This window comes from Pseudomonas sp. D4002 (assembly GCF_013385665.1).
GTDB lineage: Bacteria > Pseudomonadota > Gammaproteobacteria > Pseudomonadales > Pseudomonadaceae > Aquipseudomonas.
Map to the genome: position 1 here is coordinate 259,230 of NZ_JACAPN010000015.1, position 22,630 is coordinate 281,859.

Below are 22,630 nucleotides of genomic sequence, written 5' to 3' on the forward strand. Positions count from 1 at the left end.
ATCCAGTGATCCCTACGAACGGATTATCGCCTGAACGGTAACAAAGATTCACAAGAATCCCACCTTATCGCCATCCGGCCCGCCCCTTAGAATTGCGCCACCTTCCCCGCAACACCCTCTCAGGAATTCGCAGCAGTGCCGCGTCGCATCAGCAGAGAGCTGAAGACTCTCAGTGTTTGGGCCTTATCGTTAGCAATCAGCGGCTGCATCGGAACCGGAGGAATTGCCCCTCAAGGCCAGTCACTCGTCGCCAGTTCATTGGCCACCGACGAGGCGATCAAAAGCGCCGCCCAGGACGCCCACTGGCCCACCGCGCAATGGTGGCAAGCCTACGGCGACCCGCAACTCAACCACTGGATCGACCTCGCCGTGCAAGGCAGCCCGAGCATGGCCATGGCCGCTGCACGTGTGCGTGAAGCCCGGGCCATGGCCGGGATCGCCGAGTCGGCCGAGTCGTTGCAGATCAATGGTGATGCCACGCTCAAGCGCCATAACTGGCCGAGCGACCAATTCTACGGCCCGGGCGCGCTGGACAATTCCACCACCTGGGACAACAACGCGTCCCTGGGCTTGAGCTATGCCCTCGATCTTTGGGGTCGTGAAAGCAATGCCACCGAGCGCGCCGTGGACATGGCCCACATGAGCGCCGCCGAAGCGCGCCAGGCGCAGCTCGAATTGCAGAACAACGTGGTGCGCGCCTATATCCAGCTGTCGTTGCACTTCGCCCAGCGCGATATCGTGGCCGCCACCCTGGCCCAGCAACAACAGATTTTCGACCTTGCGCAAAAGCGTTTGAATGGCGGGATCGGCACCCACTTCGAAGTCAGCCAGGCTGAGACGCCGCTGCCGGAAACCCATCGCCAGCTGGACGCCCTGGATGAACAGATCGCCCTGAGTCGCAACCAGTTGGTCGCGCTGGCGGGCAAAGGGCCGGGGGAGGGCGCGCAGTTGCAGCGGCCCACCTTGTCCCTGGCCGCGCCGCTGAAACTGCCGTCGAGCTTGCCGGCCGAACTGCTCGGCCAGCGCCCGGACGTGGTCGCCAGCCGCTGGCAAGTGGCGGCCCAGGCCCGTGGCATTGATGTGGCCCACGCCGGTTTCTACCCCAACGTCGACCTGGTGGGCAGCCTCGGCTACGTTGCCACCGGCGGCGGGATGCTGAGTTTCCTCACGGGTAAAAAGCTCAACTACACCGCCGGCCCGGCCATCAGCCTGCCGATCTTCGACGGCGGCCGCCTGCGCTCGCAGTTGGGGGAGGCCAGCGCCGGCTACGACATCGCCGTCGCGCACTACAACCAAACCCTGGTCAACGCGCTCAAGGGCATCAGCGACCAGTTGATCCGCCGCGAGTCGATGGACAAGCAGCAGGCCTTTGCCGCCGAATCCGTGGCCTCGGCGCAGAAAACCTATGACATCGCGATGATCGCCTACCAGCGCGGCCTCACCGACTACCTCAACGTGCTGAATGCCCAGAGCCTGTTGTTCCGCCAGCAGCAGGTGCAGCAGCAGGTCCAGGCTGCACGCCTGAGTGCCCACGCCGAACTGGTGACCGCGTTGGGCGGTGGCCTCGGTGCCGGCAGCGACGTGCCTCAGGACAGCCAGACCTTACCGAGCAAGACCCCGGCGGCCCTCGCCGTGTTTGATCACTGAGTAGGATGCGATGACTCCCTTGCCTGCACCGCTGCGCTGGTTGCACTCGCTTGAGTGGCGCCGTGGTTTCTTCGATTGGGCACGCAGTGATGGCGTGACCTGGGTCTATATTTTCAAGGTGCTGATCGCGGCGTTCCTGACGCTGTGGCTGGCCATGCGCCTGGAATTGCCGCAACCGCGTACCGCGATGATCACGGTGTTTATCGTGATGCAGCCGCAAAGCGGCCAGGTGTTCGCCAAGAGTTTCTACCGCTTCCTGGGCACCCTGGCGGGCTCGGCGGTGATGGTGTTCCTGATCGCGTTGTTTGCGCAGAACACTGAACTGTTCCTCGGTTCGCTGGCGATCTGGGTCGGCATCTGCACTGCTGGCGCGACCCGCAATCGCAACTTTCGCGCCTACGGTTTTGTGCTGGCCGGCTACACCGCGGCGATGGTTGGCTTGCCGGCCCTGGCCCATCCCGACGGCGCGTTTATGGCGGCGGTGTGGCGAGTCCTGGAAATCTCGTTGGGGATTGTCTGCTCCACGCTGGTCAGCGCCGCGATCCTGCCGCAAACCTCCAGCGCTGCGATGCGCAACGCCCTGTACCAGCGCTTCGGTGTGTTCGCGCTGTTCGTCACCGACGGCCTGCGCGGTCGCAGCGAGCGCGAAGGCTTTGAACGCAGCAACGTGCGCTTTATCGCCGAAGCCGTGGGCCTGGAAGGGCTGCGCAGCATCACCGTGTTCGAAGACCCGCACATGCGTCGGCGCAATGGCCGGCTGACGCGCTTGAACAGCGAGTTCATGGGCATCACCACGCGCTTCAACGCCTTGCACCAATTGCTCGAGCGCCTGCGCAGCCAGGAGGCCGATCACGTGGTGGCTGCGATCAAGCCGGGCCTGCAAGACCTGGCGGAACTGCTCGACGGTTTTTCCGGCCGTGCGCTCACCAGCCCCGATGCGGCGCGCCTGGCCAATCAGTTGAACGCCTACAAGGAAGGCCTGCCCGCCAAGGTGCGCAGCCTGCGCACCCGCTTCCAGGAAAGCGCCCCCAGCGACGCCGAACTGTTGGACTTTCACACCGCCTATGAGCTGCTGTACCGCTTCGTCGACGACTTGCACAACTACGCCCAGACCCACGCCTCCCTGGCGGATCACAGCCACGAGCGCGAACACTGGGACGAACCCTACACCCCCAAAACCAACTGGCTGGCCTGCGCCGCCTCGGGGATTCGCGCCTCGTTTATCCTGATCGTCCTCGGCAGTTACTGGGTGGCCACGGCCTGGCCCAGTGGCGCCACCATGACCCTGATCGCCGCGGCGACGGTGGGTTTGTCGGCCGCCACCCCCAACCCCAAGCGCATGGCCTTTCAAATGGCTTGCGGCACCTTGATCGGGGCGCTGGTGGGCTTTGTCGAAATGTTCTTCGTGTTTCCCTGGATCGACGGTTTCCCGTTGCTGTGCGTGATGCTCGCCCCGGTGATCATCTTCGGTTCGTTCCTGGCTTCGCGCCCGCAGTACGCCGGCGTTGGCGTCGGGTTGCTGATCTTCTTCAGTACCGGCTCGGTGCCGGACAACCTCACGGTCTATAACCCCTACACCTTCATCAACGACTACATCGCGATGGTCATCGGCATGCTGGTGTGTGCGGCGGCAGGCGCGATCATCCTGCCGCCCAACAGCCGCTGGTTGTGGCGCCGGCTGGAGCAGGACTTGCGCGAGCAAGTGGTGTTCGCCATCAGCGGCAAGCTCAAGGGCCTGGCGTCAGGTTTCGAAAGCCGCACCCGCGACCTGCTGCACCAGGCCTATGGTTTCGCCGCCGGGCAACCCCAGGTGCAACGCAACCTGCTGCGCTGGATGTTCGTGGTGCTGGAAGTCGGCCACGCGATCATCGAATTGCGCAAGGAACAGGCAATCCTGCCGGTGCACCCGGCGTATGCCGAGTCCCAGCCGTGGCGTCAGGCGATCCGGGTGATGGGCCGTTCGCTGGTGCGGCTGTTCCTGCAACCCAGCGCCAGCAACCTGGAACGCAGCCTGATCGCCGTGGACCACGCCATCAGCCGCGTGCAGGCCACCGACGAACCCTTCGCCCCGCACTTCGACACCTCGGCCCTGCGCCGGGTGAAAAGCTACCTGCACTTTATCCGCACCTCATTGCTGGACCCGCAATCACCCCTGGCTGCCCTCAAGCCCGAAGGACCCGCCCATGCCTCGTGAAATCGCCTTCCACGGCGTCTACATGCCCACCATGACCCTGATGTTTCTGATCGCGGCGGGCCTGGCCTGGGCCCTTGACCGGTTTCTGGCCGGCTTTGACCTGTACCGTTTTTTCTGGCACCCGGCGCTGCTGCGCCTGAGCCTGTTCGCTTGCTTGTTCGGCGCCCTGGCGCTGACCGTCTACCGTTGAGAATGCCCCGATGAAAAAGTTTTTCAGCCTGCTCGCGACCTTGCTGGTACTGGCCCTGGCGATCTGGATTGGCCGCACGTTGTGGGTGCACTACATGGAAACTCCCTGGACCCGCGATGGCCGGGTGCGCGCCGACATCATCAACGTCGCCGCCGACGTTACGGGCGAGGTGGTCAATGTCCCGGTGCGTGACAACCAGTTGGTGAAAAAGGGCGACCTGCTGATGCAGATCGACCCCGAGCATTACCAGATTGCGGTCAAGCAGGCGCAATCCCTGGTGGCGTCCCGCAAGGCCACCTGGGAGATGCGCAAGGTCAACGCCCACCGCCGCGCCGACCTCGACGCCCTGGTGATCTCCAAGGAAAACCGCGACGACGCCAGTAACATCGCCGACTCGGCCCTGGCCGACTACCAACATGCCCTGGCCCAGCTTGAAGCGGCGCAACTGAACCTCAAGCGCACCCAGGTGGTGGCGGCGGTCGACGGCTACGTCACCAACCTCAACGTGCACCGCGGCGACTATGCGCGTATTGGCGAGGCGAAGATGGCGGTGGTGGATATGAACTCGTTCTGGGTGTACGGCTTCTTTGAAGAAACCAAGCTGCCCCACGTCAAAGTCGGGGACAAGGCCGACATGCAGTTGATGAGCGGCGAAACCCTCAAGGGCCACGTGGAAAGCATTTCGCGCGGCATCTACGACCGGGACAACCCGGAGAGCCGCGAGTTGATCGCCGATGTGAACCCGACGTTCAACTGGGTGCGCCTGGCCCAGCGGGTGCCGGTGCGGATTCATATCGATGAAGTGCCGGAAGGTGTGCTGTTGGCGGCGGGGATCACCTGCACCGTGATCGTCAACCAAACACAGAACTGAATGTGGGAGCGGGCTTGCTCGCGAAGGCAGTTTGTCAGTCAACGAAAATATCGACTGATCCACCGCATTCGCAAGCAAGCCCGCTCCCACATTTTGACCGTGTCAGGCCTGTAGAAACGTCTCGTGCAAGTGGCGCCACAGCAGGGCGCCACTGGCCTGTTTTTCAAACACCACGGTCGATCGCCGATCGGTTTGGGCACCGCTGCCATCCACCTGCTGTTCGCGATAACTTACCGTTGCGCCACGGGCGTGTCGGTCAATCCCGGCAAACTCGCTGAGGCTGATCCTGAACCCGGGCCGCTTGCCGCCAGCCTGGCTGAACAGCTGGTTGAGCAGTGCAAAATCCAGTTGTTTGCCCGCCGGGGTGATCATGGAAAAGTCCGGCGAAAAACGCCTCAGCAAAACCTCCAGTGTTCCCTCGGGGGCTGTGCCGGCAAACCATTGTTCGATTTCGACATGGGCCTGGATCACTTCATCAAAAAAATCGCGGTAGTCAATCATCGTGTGGGCTCGCTGGCAGGGTGAAGCAGTGTCCGTACCTTGGACGCATCCAGCCACAGTACGGCAAATAACGGAAACAGGGTCAACGCTGCGGCAATCGCGAAGGTGACGGTGAACGAGTCCAGCGCAGCCAGCACCCCACTGAGCACGGCGGCACCGAGGCAAAAACTCAATTGCCGATTGATGTTCCACAAGGCGCTGGCATGCCCCATGCGCTCGGCCGGAATGTCGAGAAAGGCCAGGGTTTGCGCGGTGCTGCTGCACAGGCTGCCACCCAGGCCCATCAGGAGGTAGGCGAGCACCACGACAACCGGGTGCGGCTCGATCAGCAACAGGATGCCGAGGGCTTGCAGCAGCATGCCCGCCAGCAGCAGCGGCCTCGGCCCGCAGCGATTGAACAGTTTTTTGCTCAAGGCAATCGCCAGCCCCGAGGCCAGCGCCCACGGCAGCATCAGCGCGCCGATGAGGCTGGCGGTAAAGCCAAGACCGTGCAGATAAAGAATCGCCACCAGGCTGGTGCCGATAAACACCCCCGGGATGAACAGGTAAACCAGCATCGCGACCCGCAGCATCGGGCGGCGAGCCTGGCCCAATACGTGACCGAGCTCCAGCGCCGGGCGTGTGGACGCGGGCGTGTCTGCCACCAGCCAGCGCAAGGTCAGCATCACGGTGATCAGCGCCAGCGGCAGGTTGGCGAAAAAGATCCAGCGCCACGACACGCTGTCCACCACCAGGCCGCCCAATGCTGGCGACAACGCCGGAATCAGCAGCGCCACCAGCATGACCCTGGCTGTCAGTTGGCTGCGTTCTGCCGGCGGAAAATGCCGATAGGCCAAGGCTTGCCCCACCGGAATCAACAAGCCGCCACCCAAGCCCTGCAACAGGCGCCAGCCGATCAGCGCTTCAATCGAGGCGGCCTGGCCCACCAGCACCGAGGCTACGCCGAACAGCAACAGGCTGACGGCAATCAACCGGCGCTCACCCAGCAGCGCCGCCAGCCAAACACTCAGGGGAATGACGACGGTCAGGCCGAGCATGTAGGCGTTGCCGATCCATGCCAGTTGCGTGACCGAGGCGTGCAACTCGCGGGCGATGTCCGGGTAAGCGATGGTGGCGACAAACATGTTCACCAGGTCGAGGGCGAAGCCCAGTAGAAAGATCCAGGTGACTTTCGAGCGGTAGGTCATTGCGCAGTTCCTGCTGTGGATGGCGGCAGGGTAGGCGGGTGCGGGCACTTGGGAAACAGCGGTTTGACTGTTAGTTTGTCAAAAATATTTTGACAAAGGAGCGCGTGGCATATGGTCAGCCTGGATCGTTTCGACACCTTCAAGGCCGTGGTCGAGGCCGGATCGTTGACGGCAGCCGCTGATGTCCTCGGGCAGACGCGAGCGGTGGTGAGCTTCAACCTCAAGCGCCTGGAAGCCGAGCTGGGCGTGACCCTGCTGACCCGCAGTACTCGGCAACTGGCACTGACCGATGCGGGCGAACGCTTTTACCTGCGCTGCACGCGCATGCTGGAAGAAGCGCGCCTAGCGGTGGAAGAGGCTCGTTCGGAGCACAGCCAGCTCAAGGGCACATTGCGGATCACCACCACCGTCGAATACGGATTGGCGGTGGTGGTGCCGGCAGTGGAAACCTTTCGCGGCCTGCACCCGGAATTGAACATCCAGTTATCCACCTCCTCCAGCCACGCCGACCTGATCTCCGAGCGCTTCGATGTGGCTATTCGATTGGGGCGGATGCTCGACTCCAATCATCGGGCGGTGCAGCTGTCGAGCTACGAAATCCTCGCCGTGGCTGCACCGGGGTTTGCCGGGGTCGCCACGCTGGAAGAGCTGGAGCAACTGCCCAAGCTGGGGCACGGGCGGCTGACGGAGTTGACGGTGGTCGACCCGGCCGGCCATGAGCACCTGTACCGTCCAGGCCCCGGCAAGGCTTCACTGGTTGCCGACAGTGCCGCGATTCTCCAGGCGTTTGCGGTGCGCGGGCATGGCGTGGCGATCCTGCCCCAGTGGCTGGTGCAGGAAGACCTGGATGCGGGGCGTTTGGTGCGGTTGCTGCCGGGGTATCGATTTGCGCCGCAGGGGGTGTACGCGTTGTACCCGGATACCCGGCATTTGCCCCTGAAAGTGCGGGCCTTCATTGATTTCATGAAAGGCTGATCAGCCTAGAAACCGTGTGGCGAGGGAGCAAGCTCCCTCGCCACGGGGAGGCGGGGGCTCTTAGAGCTGGCCGCTCAGGCCAAAGCGTTTTTTCAAGACAGTCTCCAGCAAGCCCTTGGGCAGCAACGCCGCCATCAATGGCAGTGCCCGGCAACCATTACCCGAGCGCAACAGGCGCGGCGGCGTGCCCTGTTGCACGGCCTTGAGCACGTCTGCCGCAAACTGGCTGGCGGGCGTAGGCCGATCCTGGGAGGCCTTGGCCCGGGCGCGGATGCTTTCGCGCAGTGGCCACCAGGGCGACTTTTCATTGATCAACAGTTCGGCCTGGGTGCCGGCGTTTTTTGCAAAACTTGTATCGATGGCGCCTGGCTGCACTTCCATCACCCGCACGCCGAACGGTGCGAGCTCCATGCGCAACGCATCACTCAAGGCATGCACTGCGGCTTTCGAGGCGCAATACGCACCGGCGAACGGTGTGACCAACACGCCGGACACGCTGCCGATATTCACCACCAACCCTTTACGGCGACGCAGGGCCGGGAACAGCGCCTGAGTCACGCCGACCACTGAGAATACGTTGGTCTCGAATTGCTGCTGCATCGCCTGGGTGCCGCCGTCGAGCAACGGGCCCATGGCGCCATAGCCGGCGTTGTTGATCAGCACATCCAGCTCGCCGACCTGCCCGGCCAACTGCGCCAGTGCAGCGCTGTCGTTGACGTCCAGTTGCACCGCGTTAAAGCCGGCGCTGGCGAGTGCCGCCACATCCTCGCTGCGCCGGGCGCTGGCCCACACGTCAAAGCCGGCTTGCTTGAAGGCGTCCGCCAGGGCACGGCCAATGCCACTGGAGCACCCGGTGATCAGTACGTTGGGCATGGATCAGTCCTTTGTCGTTATCAGTCAGAGAAGCTGCCTTGCAAATGCTCGGCACGAAATTCCAGGGTTTGCGGGCGGTAGCCGGGGCGCAGCGGCGGCACTGGCAGGCAGTCTTCCCAGGTGGCGCCGGCCTGCAGTTCGCCGGGGCCGCGATAGCGCGGGGCAGCGTACACGTTGTCTGCCAGGTTGACCGTATCGCCCGGCGCATACGCGGCGATGCGCCAACGCAGTTCGGTCAGCGGTACGTTGTTGCCGTTGTTCAAGGTGAGCTTGAGCGGGCGGTCTGCCGGGCATTCTTTCGGCGCGTAGACGGTACGCAGTTCCAGGCGTGCCAATTGCTGGGCCTCGCGGTTGTCCAGCCACACCACCCATACCGCCACCAGGCCCAGGCCGACGGCGGCCGCGAGGGAAACCGGCAACGCCCTGGCGGGGTAGCGCAGCAAGAGGATCAGCCAGGTGATAATCAGCAAGACACCAAAGAACATGGCAACAACCTCGAAAACGGAACGGGCATCCTAACCAAGCGTAGGTGGAGTTGACCATCTTCGGGTTCCCCGGCCCCAAAGAAAAAGCCCCCGGCCCACCGGCTGCGGATAGGGGACGCAGTCGGTGGGGCGGGGGCTTGTTGTGTTGCTCTGTTTACTGCGCGATGGTTTTCACCGAAACGCCACGCTCGATTGGCGTGGATCGACCGTAGATATCTTCAAAGCGTTCGATATCGTCTTCACCCAGGTAGCTGCCGGACTGCACCTCGATAATCTCCAATGGAATCTTGCCCGGGTTACGCAAACGGTGCACCGAGGCAATCGGGATGTAGGTGGACTGGTTTTCGGTGAGCAGGAACACGTTCTCGTCACAGGTGACTTCGGCGGTGCCGCTGACCACGATCCAGTGTTCGGCGCGGTGGTGGTGCATCTGCAACGACAGGCACGCGCCGGGTTTCACCGAGATGTGCTTGACCTGGAAGCGCCCGCCCATATCCACCGAGTCGTACGAGCCCCATGGACGGTACACCTCGCAGTGGTTCTGGGTTTCGCTGCGGCCCTGCTCGTTGAGGGTGTTGACCATCTGCTTGACGCCCTGGACCTTGTCCTTGTGGGCAATCATCATCGCGTCCTTGGTTTCCACCACCACGATGTTTTCCAGGCCAATCACCGACACCAGCTTGCCGTTGCCGTGGATCATGCAGTTCTTGCTGTCCTGGATCACCACGTCGCCCTTGCTGACGTTACCGTTGGCGTCTTTTTCATTCACGTCCCACAGCGATGCCCAGCAACCCACGTCGCTCCAGCCGGCAGTCAACGGCACCACGCAGGCCAGTTGGGTTTTTTCCATCACGGCGTAGTCGATGGAGTTGTCCGGGCAGCAGGCGAAGGTGGATTCGTCGATGTCGATGGTGTCGGCGGTTTGGTTGCTGCGTTCCAGGGTCAGCAGGCAGGTGTCGTAGATGTCCGGATCGTGTTTTTTCAGCTCTTCGAGGAAGCGGCTGGCACGGAACAGGAACATGCCGCTGTTCCAGAAATAACCACCGCTCTTGACGAATTCGGCGGCGCGTTTTTCATCGGGTTTTTCCACGAACTGTTGCACGCGGCTGACGCCTTCGGGCAGCAGCGAATCGTTGGTCGACTTGATATAGCCGTAGCCGGTCTCCGGACGGGTGGCCGGCACACCGAACAGCACCATTTCGCCACGCTCAGCCGCCACAGTGGCCAGGGCCAGGGCGCGTTGCAGGGCTTTCTGGTCATCCAGCACGTGGTCGGCGGGCAGCACCAGCATCAGTTCGTCGCGGCCTTCGTTGACCAGCATCATCGCCGTCAGGGCCACGGCCGGCGCGGTATTGCGGCCGAACGGCTCCATCAGGATGCGCTGGGTTTCCAGTTTGCGGGCAGCCAGTTGCTCGTTGACGATAAAGCGGTGGTCCTTGTTGCACACCACGATGGGCGCGTCCATGCCGTCGAACACCAGGCGCTCCAGGGTTTGCTGGAACAAGGTGTGCTCGCCGGTCAGGGCCAGGAACTGCTTGGGAAACTGTTTACGCGAAAGCGGCCAAAGACGTGAGCCGCTACCACCGGAAAGGATTACTGGGATCATGGTGTTTCTCCTTGAATCAAATTTGGTTAGAGCCTGTGGGAGCCGGGCTTGCCTGCGATGGCATCACCTCGGTGTACCTGATACACCGAGTTGTCCGCATCGCAGGCAAGCCAGCTCCCACAGGGGGCAGCGTCAATCTGAAAATCTAATCAGCGGGTCGACACAGGGCGTTTCACCCACACTGGCGACAGGTTGGCGCCGGTGCCGGTGACGTACAGCACTGCGGCCTCACCGCGTTCCAGAGCTACCGGCTTCACGTCGCCGACTTTTTTATCGCCTTCATACAGCGCCAGGCTGACCTTCACCGGGTTGATCTCGCGCTCGCCACGGCCCTTGGCGGCCACGGCCTGGACCACGTCGGTCTTGCCATCGGCGGTTTTCAGGGTCAGCGACTTGTCACTGAGGTTCTGCACGCGCACCAGGGATTTCTGCTTGTTCTTGAACGGCGGTTCTTCGATCAGTTGCGGTTGGCCGCTGCCGCTGCTGACCAGGGTGTAGTAGTGGTCGGCGGCGAGCTTGACCGGCAGGGTCTGGCTGCCGACCTTGGCGCTGTAGTCACCGCCCGGCATGAAGCTGAAGTCACTGCTGGCCAGCGGTGCAACCTCGTTGAGGTTGGTGCTGCCGACGGTGGCGCTGACTTCCTGGTTGCTGGCGTTGTACACCCGCACAAAGCTCGAGCCTTTTGGCGCGACGGGACCGTAGAGGGCGGCGTCGCCACCGGCGAAGGCGGACATCGAAACAACGCTCATGCCGGCGACGAGGGCAAAAGTTTTTGCGAGGTTAGTAGTGAAAGTCATGTGAGTTACCTCTCTTTCAGTTTTGCGCCCGGTCGGGCGTCTCGGAGTTCATGTTTTTAACGGTGGGGGTGTTGATAGCCATGTTCTGTTGGCGCATACCGGCTTGTTTGAGCTGCGCAACCCACTGCGGGTCGGCATCGCCGATTTCGTTGTTCACAGGCAGATAACGCTCGGGAAACTCCCAGATCAGCACCTGTGGCGGGCTGTTCTTGAAGTCGTCGCTTTTCAGGTAGCTGAGCATCGGCAGGATCGGGCCGTGGCCGTCTTCGGAGTAGTTGATGACGTCGCTGCCCAGGGCTTGCTTCAGCGCGCCGACAAAGTTCCAGTTCGGGTTGGCGCTGTAGCTGGTGCCCACCAGGGCCACCGGGGTTTCACTGTCGGTGAACAGCGCATCGTCGCCCTTGGTTTCAGCCAGGTGCGTCACGCGTTTTTGCAGTGGCTCCTTGGGCGGCATCAGGTTTTCGAACAGCGGGTCCAGCGGCAGGAACAGGCGCAGGTCGCCCTTGTGTGGCTCGGTCTTCTCGGCTTCGGTGACAAAGCGTTGAGGCTCGCCGCTCAGGGGCGTTTTGTTGGCAATTGTCTTGGCCAATTCTTTGGCCGCCACTTCAGCGCCGTCCGGGGTCCAGTGGGTGTCGGTGCGCAGGAACACTTGTTGGCCGTGCAGCTTGGCCTGTTGCAGCGGACCCATCAGGTCAGGGGCGACGATCTTGTCGGCGGCCATGCGGGCATGGAAGTCCTGGTACAGACCGGCGCGGATGCTCGCCGGCTGCACTTCACCCACGTGTTCCGGGTACAGCCGCACCTTGGCTGGCACGATCGCCATCACCAGTTGGATACCCTGGGCCTTGAGCTTCTGGCGCACGCCTTCCACCAAGGCGTAGTTGCCTTGCAGGTTCTGGTCTTCGTTGACGATCGGGTTGAATTCCTCGTCGCTGTACAACCAGTGGTCGCGGCCAATCACCACGCCAGGGCGGCCTTCGTTGAACAGCTTGTAGTCCAGCGCTGCCCAGAGGTTGGTGCCCAGGCGCTTGATCGGGAACTGGTCGTCGTAGTGGGTCTCGACGGCCTTGGTCCAGCGGCCGTTGAGCACGGTGGCGTCGGCGTTGGTGCTGAAGCCCAGGAAACTGCGCATCGACCAGGCGCCCAACGCCAGCAGCACGGCGAGGAACAAGGCGATGTAGAGGACGCGTAATGAACGGGTCATGGTCGGCTCCCTCAGAACTGGAAGTAAAGGAACGGCGAGAAGCTCTGCGCCGAAAGTTTGAGAATCGACGCCACGAACAGCAGCAGTACTGCGGCGCGCATGGCGTAGCGTGGCCAGGTGGCGCTCCAGTAGGCCGGTTGCACGGTGGCCTCGGTGCCCACGGTGTAGCCGGGCTCATGGATGCTGCCCGGGTTGTCGCCCGGTACGGCCTTGATCAAGCCCGGTTGCGCAGTCGCCGGGCCATCGGCCTGGGTGTTCACCGCAGGCTTGGTTTTTTCCGGTGGGCGGTTGCTGTAGAAGTCCCGCAGGCCGAAGAACGCCAGGGTTGCGTACGCCACCACCAGGGTTGCCACTTGCAGGCCGGTAAGGCTGGCGCGGTTGAGTTCCGACAGCGACCACTCGCCGAAGCTGAACATCGCGCCGTACATACGGCCGGCGACGTGCAGGTTTTCCGAGCGGAAGATCACCCAGCCCATCACCACCAGCAGGAAGGTGAAGGCCCAGCGCACAACGTTGAAACTGCGCGGTGCGGTGTTGAGGCCGATGGCTTTTTCAATCGCCAGCCACATGCCGTGCCAGGCGCCCCACACGATGTAGGTGATGTTCGCACCGTGCCACAGGCCACCGAGGAGCATGGTCAGGAACAGGTTGCGGTAGGTGGTCAGCGTGCCTTTACGGTTGCCGCCCAGGGTGATGTACAGGTAGTCACGCAGCCAGGTGGACAGGCTGATGTGCCAGCGCCGCCAGAACTCGGTGATCGACTGGCTGATGTACGGCTGCTTGAAGTTTTCCATGAAGCGGAAACCCATCATCAAGCCCAGGCCGATGGCCATGTCGCTGTAGCCGGAGAAGTCGAAGTACAGCTGCGCGGTGTACGCCAGTGCGCCGAGCCAGGCGTCACCCGTCGTAGGGTTTTGCAGGGCGAAGCAATGATCGGCGACCACCGCCAGGGTGTCGGCGATAAACACCTTCTTGATGAAACCCTGCATGAACCGCGTGCAGCCCTCGGAGAATTTATCGAGGGTGTGGGTGCGGTTGTTGAACTGGTCGGCCAGGTCGCGAAAGCGCAACACCGGGCCGGCAATCAGATGCGGGAAGATCGCCACGAACGCCGCAAAGTCGATCAGGTTGCGGGTGGCCGGGGTGTCGCCGCGGTACACGTCGATGATGTAGCTGATGGACTCGAAGATGTAGAACGAGATCCCGATCGGCAACAGCACGTGGGTGAGGATGAAGGGTTCCAGGCCCGCCGACTTCATCATCAGGTTGATGCTGTCGACACCGAAGTTGGCGTACTTGAAGTAGCCGAGGATGCACAGATCGACCGCCACGCCCAGCAGCAGCCAGCGCTGGGCCGGCCTGGTGCGCACGCCTGCCGCGCCGACCTTGAGGCCGATCCAGTAGTTCCACAGCGTCACGGCGGCGAACAGCGCCAGGAAGTCCACTCGCCACCAGGCGTAGAACACATAACTGGCAACCAGCAGCAGCAGATTGCGATAGCGTTGCCCGCTCAGGTAGTACAAGCCGAGGAAGATCGGCAAGAACAGGAACAGGAACACATTGGACGAGAAAACCATCCCGATCTCTCCATGTTTAACCAACAGTCAAGGGCCAACGGCCCCCCCAAACCCCCCACCGAAAACGGAGAGGGGCGGTATTACATTCCCACTGACGAAACCGGCTCAAAATGTGGGAGCGGGCTTGCTCGCGAATGCGGTGTGTCATTCAACACAGAGGGCGACTGACACAGCGCCTTCGCGAGCAAGCCCGCTCCCACATTTGAAGTGCGTTTCGTCAGCTGCCTTTGTTGCCTTTCTCATGCGCCGGGTCGAAGACCTTGGTCAGGTCACCCCCCAGGCGGAACGTCTTGAACGGCTGCATCCCGTGCTTGCGCTCGATCACATCCGGGGCGCAGGTGTAGAGGGTGCAGAAGGGCTCAAGCCAGGCAAATTTCATGTCTTCCTTGAGGTCCTTCATGTCCTGTTCCTTGCCGTTCTTCTGCTCGAAGATCTCCGGGTCTTTCACCCCGGCCAGCACCTTGTCACCCAGGCGTTTCAACGCGCCGTTGTTTTCCTGGCGCAGGTCCACACCGTTCACCAGGGCAAAACTGGCGATCATCGCCAGCGGCGGCAGGGCGTAGTTGTGGTACGACAGGGCCCGTTGCTGACGCTTCAATTCGTTCGGCAGGAAGCCTTGGGCATCCACCTGGTTGGCGCCGACCTTGTATTCCTTCACGGCCCAGTCAAACAGGTCGCGGCGGTTCACGGCGACGGAGGTCGCCATCACCGACCAGGCAGCCCAGTAGGAGTGGTTGTTGGTTTTATCCAGCGGCAGGTTGTCCCAGTCGCTCACCACCTGGTTGGCCATTTTGCTGAACCAGGCTTCGATCAACTGCGACTCCTGCTGGTGGTTGGCCAGCGGATGAGAGTCGGAGAACTTCAGGCGCACATAGGCCGACGCCATGCTGCCCAGTGCCCATTTGCGCATGGACTTGCCGGTGTGGTTGAAGTCCTTGGACATCAATGCATCGGCCTTGGCCCAGCTCGTGAGCCAGTTCAGCGTGCATTCCAACTGCTCCGGACGGCCGTCGCGCATGAATTGCATCACGCGCTTGCTGGTGTCTTTTTCCAGCTTGGTGATGTCGGCGGTGCTGTCGCGAAAGGCTTTTTCGGACTGCACATTCAGGGTGGAACGAGCCTTGTCCGAACCTTCGTACTTGCTGCGAAACTGCAGCGAGCCGGTGTACGGCGCGGGCATGGCGTCGCAGTCATTCTTGAAGTCGCCGGTCTTGAATGCTTCCACCGGGGCGAAATAACCCTGGGGCGGACGCAGTGGTGCGGCGGCGTTGACTTGGCCGGCAAACATCGCCAGGCCCAGCAGCGTTGGAATCAATAACTTCTGCATAAGTAACCTCATTGCCCCGTTGAAGCAGTCTGTTGACCACCGGCGGGGAATACGTTGCGTGTGCAAATTTTCGCTTCGACTTTCTGCGCGGCCTGGCCCGCTTCAGGGCCCTGCACTTCCACGGCCAGCAGGTTTTGCGTGGCCCAGTCTTCATCGGTGCGCAGTTCAAAGGCGAAACGCCCGTCTGTATCGGATGTTTCGGGTTTCTCGATCTTGATGTCCTCGTGGCGCCCGTTCATGTACCAGAGGGTGGCTTGCAGGGTTTTCACCGATGGGTCGGCGAAGCGGATGTCGACCTGGTGACTGCTGTTGCGCAGGTCTTTGTTCGAACTGTTCACCAGCAATTCATTCTTGCCGGGTTTCAGCGTGGTGCTGGCGCTCATCTGGGCGGTCTTGCCTTCACAGCCGTTGTCCAGCAGCGACATCATCTGGCGGTAGATGGTCTCCTGGTCCAGGCGATACAGCGGCGAGAATTCCCAGATCAGGATCTTCGGCGGGGTCTTCTGGAATTCTTCGCTGCCCAGGTACTGGATCATCGAGCCTTCCAGGCCACCACCGGGGAAGGCGACGTTAAGGATGTCGGCACCGATTTCCTGTTCCAGGAAGCCGGCGAAATTGTAGTTCTTGCCACTGTGGCTGGTACCCACGAGGGTGATCTGCGGGTTGCCGGAATCACCGAACAGGTCGCCGTCTGCCGCTTCGCCCTTGGGCTCGGTGGTGAACTGGTCCATGTACTGGATCGCGTAGCTGGTGCCGCACAGTTGCCCGGCCATGTTATGCAGGGTGCCGGTCTTACCCATGCGCCCGGACCGTTTGGTCTCGAATTCGCGCTGGGGGATGCCGGCAAATTCAGGCATCGCCCGCACTTTCGCGCCGACGATTTTGGCGGTGCGCTGGGCGCCGTATGGCGTCCAGTGTTGGTCGCCGCGGAAGTAGAAATCGTGGGCTGGCAATTCATCCGGCAGTTGCTCGTTGGTCAGCGGCGACAGGTCCGGCACGACGTAGCCCATCTTGGCGAAGCGCCCGAGCATGGTTTTGTAATTGCCCAGGGCCTTGTCGAAATCGAACCTGGCTTTTTCTTCAGGGTTGAGCTTGTTGCGGTTCACCAAGCCACGGGTCGGCTGGTAGACCACCACCAGTTCCACGCCCTTGCTCTTGAACGCATCGTGCAGCTGCTGCATGCGTTTGTAGCCGGCGGGGCTGGTGTCGAATTCGGTGCGCAGGTCTTCCTGGGTCCGGAACAGCCAATCGCCCTGGGCTTGCACCAGGGTGGTGAAGTTCTGCTGGTAGCGCGTGGTGTAGTTCTTCGCGTCGTGGGCGGCCGGGCACAGGCTGCAGCACGGTTCGGCGGTGAAGGTTGGCGCCTTGATTTCGTCGGCGCGCACGCCCTGGCTGGCCGCGAGCAGGCCGAGGGTCAAACCCGAAAGGCTGAGCAGTTTGATCATGTGTGGGTGCATAAAGGTCATCCTCAGTCCTGCATTTCGGTCTGGCGTTCGACAGGGTCGATCAGCACGGCTTTCTTCTGGCGTACCAGCAAGTCGAGGATCTCTTCCTGGCGATCGCCAAGAACGCCCGAGAAGCTGATGCCACTGGATTTGGTCGGCGCAAGCATCGATACGCGGTACAGCTCGACGCTCAACGGCGAGTCGATGGACAGCGGCCCGCTGCCGTTGGCGGCCAGTTCACCGCCGACCACGATCAGCGAGACCTTGGTGTCGAACGGGTCGAGGGCGATGTCGCGGTCGGTGTCGGTCAAATCCTTGATGTGGCCGTACACGCCGGTCAGCCCGTTGGCCATGGCAATGTTCTCGTACAGGCGAATGTTCACGCTGTTACGCACGCGGATGCCGTGGCGACGGTTGCTGATGACCTTGTTGCCCCACAGCAGGTTATCGCCGCTCTCATAGAGGGTGATGCCGTCGGTGTGGTTGCGGTAGATCTCGTTGTCGGCGATCAGGTTGTTGACGCTGTTACGGTCGATCACCAGGCCCGAGAGCTTGTTGTCGAAGCTGCGGTTGTTGAAGATGAAGCTGTCGTTCACTTCCCGGGAAATGATGATGCCGTGCTTCTTCTTCGTGCCGTAGACGGTGTTGTCGGTGATGATCAGGCCGTGTGAACGGTCGTGGGGGTCAATGCCGTAGACGATGTTGTCCTTGTAGGTATTGCCCTTGAGCACAAAGCCGGTGGTTTCGTAGCAGTAGAAGCCGTACCACATGTCCGAGAACTCGGAGTCGACGATCCAGCCCGTCGGCTCGGGGCGCTTGAGCACCTTGGCCATGTTCGGCGTGTATTGGGAAATACTCACGCCATACGACTTACTGTTGGCGTAGCCGAAACTGGCCATCTTGCTGTTGGCGATGTAGGTCTCGGTGCCGCCCCAGGCCAGCAGGAACGGGCGGAATTCCTTGGGCGACTGGAAGGTCGCCGGGCCGTTGGTCTTCTCGCGCCAGCCGGTGATTCTGGTGTCACGTACGAACAACTGGCCGTCGTTGATCAGGAACGAACCGGCTTCCTGGGACAGGCGCAGCTCTTGAGTCTGCTTGTCGATTTCGAGGATGCCTTTACGGCCCACCACGATCGGCAACTTGGCCAGGAACACCCCCGGCGAGGTTTCGCTGAAGTACTGCTTGGGCACTTTCTTCAGCAGGTCCTTGAGGTTCATGTAGCCGTCGTCGACAAAGATCGCCTGGGGAATGCCGTGCTGGCGCACTACCCATTCGGCCATCTTGTTGTCGCCGCCGATGAAGTCCTTCAGGGCGTCTTCCTGCATCATCCGGCGGATGCTGATTTTGCCTGGCTTGGTACGCACGATCTTTTTCGCGATATTGGCCGCGGTGTAGCCGGACACGTCCGGCAGCGCAGGCTTGGCCATCTCCAGCGGCTCGGTCGGCGGGCTGGAGATGGTGTAGGTCTTGGCCTGTTGCAGCTCTTTGGCGATGGTCGGCGCTTTGTCGGCGAAGGCCGAGGCGCTGGCCAGCAGCATGGCCGCGACGAGCAGGCTTTGAGACTTCATTGCGCAGGCTCCCATCAGAACTTCCAGATCACGTCGACAAAGGCGCGATGCATGTACGAGTCGACCTGGCTGCCATAGGCGTCGCCCGGCTTGAACACGCCTGCACGGAAGCGCACCAGGGCCGACGGCTCGTCGATCGACTGGCTGAGCCCGGCCGGCAGCAGGCCTTTCTTGAAGTACTTGGTGACCACCAGGTCCATCTCCTGGCCGAGATCTTTCTTGCCGTCTTCAAGCGGCAGGGATGTGCTGGACAGGATCGCGCCGGTCACGTCATCGGTGTTGTTCTGCACGGCATCGATGCCGTTGCTGCCCACCGGCTTGTTGCCGTCTACGCGCCAGAACTTGTGGTACACAAGGCTTGCGTCATAGTCCTCGCGCAGCTGCCACGAACCGAACAGGCTCATGGACTGCATGTTGTTCATCTCGCCGCGAAACGCTTCGCCGAAGCGGTGGACGCGGGACTGGGTACCGGTCCAGTTCGAACGGTTGCTTTGCAGGCCGTTCTGCTCGTATTCGGCACTGGCGCGGGAGTAGGCGGCGCCCACTTGCCACTGCGGGTCGAGGCGCAGGCGCACACCCAGGTCGGTGGCCCAGCCATTCACGTCATCGCTGCGCTTGGCGTTGGCCGGGCGGGTGCCGTCGGCGTTCAAGGCGTTGACCGTGTCGCGGTCGCCCTGCATGCCGGTGACGCTCGCCCAGTAGTTGACGGTGTTGGTGTTGCGCCAGTTGTAGGCGTCGCTGTTGGCTTCGATGCCGAGCCAGGTCAGGTCGCCGTTCTCACGCTTGTCCAGCGAGTCGGTGGCCACGCCCGGTTCCGGGTAGTCGAGCTTGCCGTCATCATGGGTGTGGTGCGCGCGCAGGCCGATCCACTGGCCTGGCGTCCACTGGTAGGCGGCGTCGGCGTACAGGTGCTGACGGTCCTTGTCCTTGGGCGACAGTTCCTTGAGGTCGGTGCGGTATTCGCTGAAGCGCTCGGCGACGCCGACATTGGCCTTGAGCAAGGTGGTGTCGAAGGTCCAGTTCAGCGCTTCGATATTGGTGTCGCGCCATTGGCCGTCGTCATTGCGCAGGCGTTGGCGACCGAGCTTGAGGATCTCGCCGGGGTAGGGCGTGAAGCCGCCATAGGCGACCCAGAACTCGCGCATCGCCAGGTAGTTCTTCTTGCTCTTGCGGTCGTCATTGCTGGTCTGTTGAGTGGCGTCATCCGAGGACTGTTGCAGGGTGTCGGTCTCGATGATGTCGCTGGAGGTCACGGCCTGGCCCATGGCGTAGGCGCTCCAGTTGCCGCTTTCACCGTAGATCCACGGGCGCAGGTCAAGGCCGATGCCGTTGACGTCGCCGCCTTTCTGGGTGCCCAGGTCGCGGTCATCTTCGGACTGGCCGGTGACTTTGACTTCCAGGCCGAAGTTCTTGGCTTCGGTCAGCGCCGCCAGGGTCGGGCACGACCACAGCAGGGCGAAGGTCAGGCCGATACCGGCCTTGACGAATGGGTTGAGCTTCATAGGGATTCCTCGCCGTCTTCTTCTTGCAGGGCGTGCAATTGCAGCGTGCTTTGGGCCAGGGTGCCGCGCACGGCCAGCTCCTGTTGCACCAGGCGTTGGCCTTCGGCGCGTTGTTCCGGGGTCAGCGGCGCTTCGAGCTGGGTCGCCAGGTCGTTGGCTTCCGGCGTGTCCTGGGCCTTGGCCAACTGGCTGAAGACATAGGCGTTAAGCGGGTCGGGCTTGGTGCCCTTGCCTTGGGAAAACAGCTGGGCAATCGCGAAGTCGGCGCTGTTCTGGCCGTTGCGCGCAGCGGTCAACAGATGGTCCAGGGCCTTTTGCGAATAGACCTTGCCCAGGTAGCCACGGCGGTAGATCTGGCCGAGGTAGTAGTCGGCGGCGACTTCGCGGCCGACGGCTTTCTGGAAGTGTTCTTCGGCGGCCTTGGCGTCAGCCGGGACCCACTTGCCTTCGTAGTAGAGCTTGCCCAGCAACAGTTCGGCGCGGGGCTGGTCGGCGGCGCGGCCGTTGTCGAGGTACTTCATCATCTGGTCGACGTCGCCCAGTTCCGGGAAGTCGTAGAGCAGTTGCGCCAGGCTGACCCAGGAGGCCGGGTAGCCGGGGGCGATTTTTTCCAGCAGGGCCTGGGCGGTTTTTTCGTCGGTCTTGCCCAGGCTTGCATCACCCAGTACACGAGCCACGCTGTCGACCCGTTGGGCGGTGACGGTGCCGCGGCTGTAGCCGGCTTCCATCTGCTTGAGCAGGTCGGCCTGTTTTTCCGGCTCGGCTTTTTTCTGGTAGACCGTGGCCAGCTCGACGTAGCAGATATCGGTGGTGTTCAGCGCCGCCTTGCAGATGCTTTCCACTTCATCCAGGTGCTGGTCGTAGGTGTCCTGGGTGCGATACAGCAGCACCTGGGCGAGACCGGCTTCCGGGTAACCCGAGGCGCGCCATTTGCTGATCTGCTGCTGGGCGTTGATGTTCGGGAAACTGTGCGGGTATTGCAGGTAGAGCATTGCCAGCGGGATCAGGGTGTTGCCTTCGCCATTGGCAAAGGCTTTTTTCAGCAGGCCTTCGGCTTCATGGTGTTCGGCTTCGGTCGCGCCGGGCTTGGCCACCAGCAGGCGGCCCAGGCGTGCCTGGGCACGAGGCGAGGTATCGGCGGCCGCGCGGTACGTCGCTTCGGCCTGCTTGATTTGCTCGGGGTCGCGGGTGCCGACCTGGATATCCGCCAGGCCCACTTGGGCCTCGCTGTAGCCCAAATCCGCGAGCTGCTGGTAGTTCTGCTGGGCAGTGACGGTGTCGCCACGTTTCAGCGCTTCATTGGCCAGGCGTTGGTCGGGCAGGCCGGCGCAACCGGCGAGGCTGACCGCAACAGCCAGCAACGCCGCAGTTCCCATGTGGGAGCGGGCTTGCTCGCGAAGGGGCCCTGTCAGTTGATGCATGTGTTGGCTGACACACTGCTTTCGCGAGCAAGCCCGCTCCCACAGGGATTGCGGTGTTTTTGAGAGAGTCATCACAGGCATGTCCTCTGCTTACAGACCGTTGGCCATGGCTTTGTCGATCAGCCAGTTCAGGGACGGGCCGCGATCGCTGGTCACTTCAACCGGGCGACCGGCGTAGGTGCTGTCCAGCGGGGCGTCGGGTTTGATCTGCACGCGGATGTCGGAGGACATTTCGCTGCTGTTCAGGCTGGTGCTGCTGACGATGGTGCCGGTGCGTACCTGCTCTTCATCCGCTACCTGGAAGTTCACGCGGGTGCCCGGGCGAACGTCGGCAAACTGGCGATAGGAGAAGCGCGCATCAACGTTGGCCTGGCTGCCGCGTGGCACCAGTTGGAAGATCACGTCGCCCTTGCTGGCGTACTGACCGTCGGCGACCAGTTGCTGGGCCACGACGCAGTCGCACGGGGAGGTGAGGGTGCCGGTCATTTGCTTGCCGAACAGCTCTTCGACCTTGGCCGGTTGCAGCTGGTCTTCGTCCAGATGGCCCTTGAGTACGTCGAGCATGCTGGTGCTGAAGGTTGCCAATGGCGCGCCTTTGGCGGCGACCGCATCGCCTTTGATCAGGCTTTGCACGGTGCCATCGCGGGGCATGGTCACGTTCATCCCGGGCACGCTCACCAGGCCGGAGGTGGCGTGGCTGACGAAGTACATGCCGTACACCGATTTGACCACGAAGCCGAATGCCGCCAGGCCCACCACGAAGATCCCGAGGCTGAAAGTCACCGCCCGCAGGCGGCCACCGACGCTCATGTTGCTGCCGCCGTCCTTGACCTTGCGCGCCTTGGTGAAGTTGTCGCGTTGCAGGGTCGCCAGCACGTCACCCATGGTCACGATGTCACCGGCCAGGTGCGAGGTGATCAGGTGGCGCAGGGTGGAGATGTCTTGTGCATCGAGGTTCTGGAACTGGCAACCGGTGCGGCCGGTCTGGCGGTCGTAGGAGCGAATCTGCAGCTCGACGTCCATCGCCAGGCCCAGGTTGTCGATCACGAACTGCAAGCGACCCTTGTGCACATCGCCGACTTTCAGCGGCTGCTGCGGGGCGTTGAAGGCCAGGCCGCCGGCGGACAGGTCGATCACCCGCACTTCCATCGGTGTTTGATCGGCGCCGAAGAAGCGCAGCTTGGCCGGGATTTTGACCCGGGCGTGTTGGCGCTGGGCTTCGGATTCGTGGACAACGTTGGCGTTTACTGGGCTATTCAT

Annotated in this window: 19 protein-coding genes; 5 read left to right on the top strand and 14 right to left on the bottom strand. The window is 62.3% G+C overall.

Annotated elements, in window-relative coordinates; translation table 11 throughout:
- Positions 1-135: 135 nt before the first annotated feature.
- From HX824_RS09105 to HX824_RS09120, 4 genes are read left to right on the top strand one after another with little or no spacing between them, the layout of a single operon-like run.
- Positions 136-1,647: an efflux transporter outer membrane subunit gene (locus HX824_RS09105; RefSeq protein WP_177054446.1), complete on the top strand. Its 1,512-nt coding sequence runs from the start codon at positions 136-138 to the stop codon at positions 1,645-1,647.
- 10 nt (positions 1,648-1,657) lie between these two features.
- On the top strand, positions 1,658-3,841 hold the full coding sequence (locus HX824_RS09110; RefSeq protein WP_177054447.1) for an FUSC family protein: 2,184 nt from the start codon (positions 1,658-1,660) through the stop codon (positions 3,839-3,841).
- Positions 3,831-4,031: a DUF1656 domain-containing protein gene (locus tag HX824_RS09115; protein ID WP_003216262.1), complete on the top strand. Its 201-nt coding sequence runs from the start codon at positions 3,831-3,833 to the stop codon at positions 4,029-4,031. Before HX824_RS09110 ends, HX824_RS09115 begins: the two co-directional genes overlap by 11 nt.
- A gap of 10 nt (positions 4,032-4,041) precedes the next feature.
- Positions 4,042-4,902, top strand: coding sequence for an HlyD family secretion protein (locus tag HX824_RS09120; RefSeq protein WP_087692839.1), 861 nt, complete (start codon positions 4,042-4,044; stop codon positions 4,900-4,902).
- Positions 4,903-5,004: 102 nt separating this feature from the next.
- Here the strand turns inward: HX824_RS09120 and HX824_RS09125 are convergent, their stop codons facing one another.
- The gene (locus HX824_RS09125; RefSeq protein WP_008434185.1) at positions 5,005-5,403 is read right to left on the bottom strand and encodes a hypothetical protein; all 399 of its coding nucleotides are present in this window, start codon (positions 5,401-5,403) and stop codon (positions 5,005-5,007) included.
- On the bottom strand, positions 5,400-6,590 hold the full coding sequence (locus HX824_RS09130; RefSeq protein ID WP_177054448.1) for an MFS transporter: 1,191 nt from the start codon (positions 6,588-6,590) through the stop codon (positions 5,400-5,402). Before HX824_RS09130 ends, HX824_RS09125 begins: the two co-directional genes overlap by 4 nt.
- Positions 6,591-6,701: 111 nt before the next feature.
- Here HX824_RS09130 and HX824_RS09135 point away from each other — a divergent pair, with 111 nt between their 5' ends.
- The gene (locus HX824_RS09135; RefSeq protein WP_177044397.1) at positions 6,702-7,565 is read left to right on the top strand and encodes a LysR family transcriptional regulator; all 864 of its coding nucleotides are present in this window, start codon (positions 6,702-6,704) and stop codon (positions 7,563-7,565) included.
- A gap of 60 nt (positions 7,566-7,625) precedes the next feature.
- On the opposite strand, the gene HX824_RS09140 is transcribed toward HX824_RS09135, so the two are convergent.
- From HX824_RS09140 to HX824_RS09195, 12 genes are all read right to left on the bottom strand, one after another.
- Entirely contained in the window at positions 7,626-8,438 is an 813-nt protein-coding gene (locus HX824_RS09140) for an SDR family oxidoreductase (protein WP_177054449.1), read from the bottom strand.
- Between the two features lie 20 nt (positions 8,439-8,458).
- The gene (locus HX824_RS09145) at positions 8,459-8,923 is read right to left on the bottom strand and encodes a hypothetical protein (protein WP_003216273.1); all 465 of its coding nucleotides are present in this window, start codon (positions 8,921-8,923) and stop codon (positions 8,459-8,461) included.
- A gap of 154 nt (positions 8,924-9,077) precedes the next feature.
- Positions 9,078-10,529: a mannose-1-phosphate guanylyltransferase/mannose-6-phosphate isomerase gene (locus HX824_RS09150; protein WP_003216275.1), complete on the bottom strand. Its 1,452-nt coding sequence runs from the start codon at positions 10,527-10,529 to the stop codon at positions 9,078-9,080.
- Positions 10,530-10,678: 149 nt separating this feature from the next.
- On the bottom strand, positions 10,679-11,326 hold the full coding sequence (locus HX824_RS09155; RefSeq protein ID WP_008434181.1) for an alginate O-acetyltransferase AlgF: 648 nt from the start codon (positions 11,324-11,326) through the stop codon (positions 10,679-10,681).
- Positions 11,327-11,342: 16 nt separating this feature from the next.
- Positions 11,343-12,530 carry an alginate O-acetyltransferase gene (locus tag HX824_RS09160; RefSeq protein WP_003216279.1) on the bottom strand — a complete coding sequence of 396 codons (1,188 nt, stop codon included), beginning with the start codon at positions 12,528-12,530 and terminating at the stop codon, positions 11,343-11,345.
- A gap of 11 nt (positions 12,531-12,541) precedes the next feature.
- Positions 12,542-14,107: an MBOAT family protein gene (locus tag HX824_RS09165; protein WP_087692834.1), complete on the bottom strand. Its 1,566-nt coding sequence runs from the start codon at positions 14,105-14,107 to the stop codon at positions 12,542-12,544.
- Positions 14,108-14,324: 217 nt separating this feature from the next.
- Positions 14,325-15,434, bottom strand: coding sequence for a mannuronate-specific alginate lyase (locus HX824_RS09170; RefSeq protein WP_177054450.1), 1,110 nt, complete (start codon positions 15,432-15,434; stop codon positions 14,325-14,327).
- 8 nt (positions 15,435-15,442) lie between these two features.
- On the bottom strand, positions 15,443-16,891 hold the full coding sequence (locus HX824_RS09175; RefSeq protein WP_076014451.1) for an alginate O-acetyltransferase: 1,449 nt from the start codon (positions 16,889-16,891) through the stop codon (positions 15,443-15,445).
- Between the two features lie 11 nt (positions 16,892-16,902).
- Complete coding sequence (algG, locus tag HX824_RS09180) at positions 16,903-18,462, bottom strand: mannuronan 5-epimerase AlgG (protein ID WP_043225844.1); 1,560 nt, start codon at positions 18,460-18,462, stop codon at positions 16,903-16,905.
- The gene (locus HX824_RS09185; RefSeq protein ID WP_003216288.1) at positions 18,462-19,949 is read right to left on the bottom strand and encodes an alginate export family protein; all 1,488 of its coding nucleotides are present in this window, start codon (positions 19,947-19,949) and stop codon (positions 18,462-18,464) included. Before HX824_RS09185 ends, algG begins: the two co-directional genes overlap by 1 nt.
- Positions 19,946-21,370, bottom strand: a complete 1,425-nt coding sequence (gene algK / locus HX824_RS09190; protein ID WP_371318388.1) for an alginate biosynthesis TPR repeat lipoprotein AlgK — start codon at positions 21,368-21,370, stop codon at positions 19,946-19,948. Before algK ends, HX824_RS09185 begins: the two co-directional genes overlap by 4 nt.
- Before the next feature lie 90 nt (positions 21,371-21,460).
- The gene (locus tag HX824_RS09195) at positions 21,461-22,630 is read right to left on the bottom strand and encodes an alginate biosynthesis protein Alg44 (protein WP_003216292.1); all 1,170 of its coding nucleotides are present in this window, start codon (positions 22,628-22,630) and stop codon (positions 21,461-21,463) included.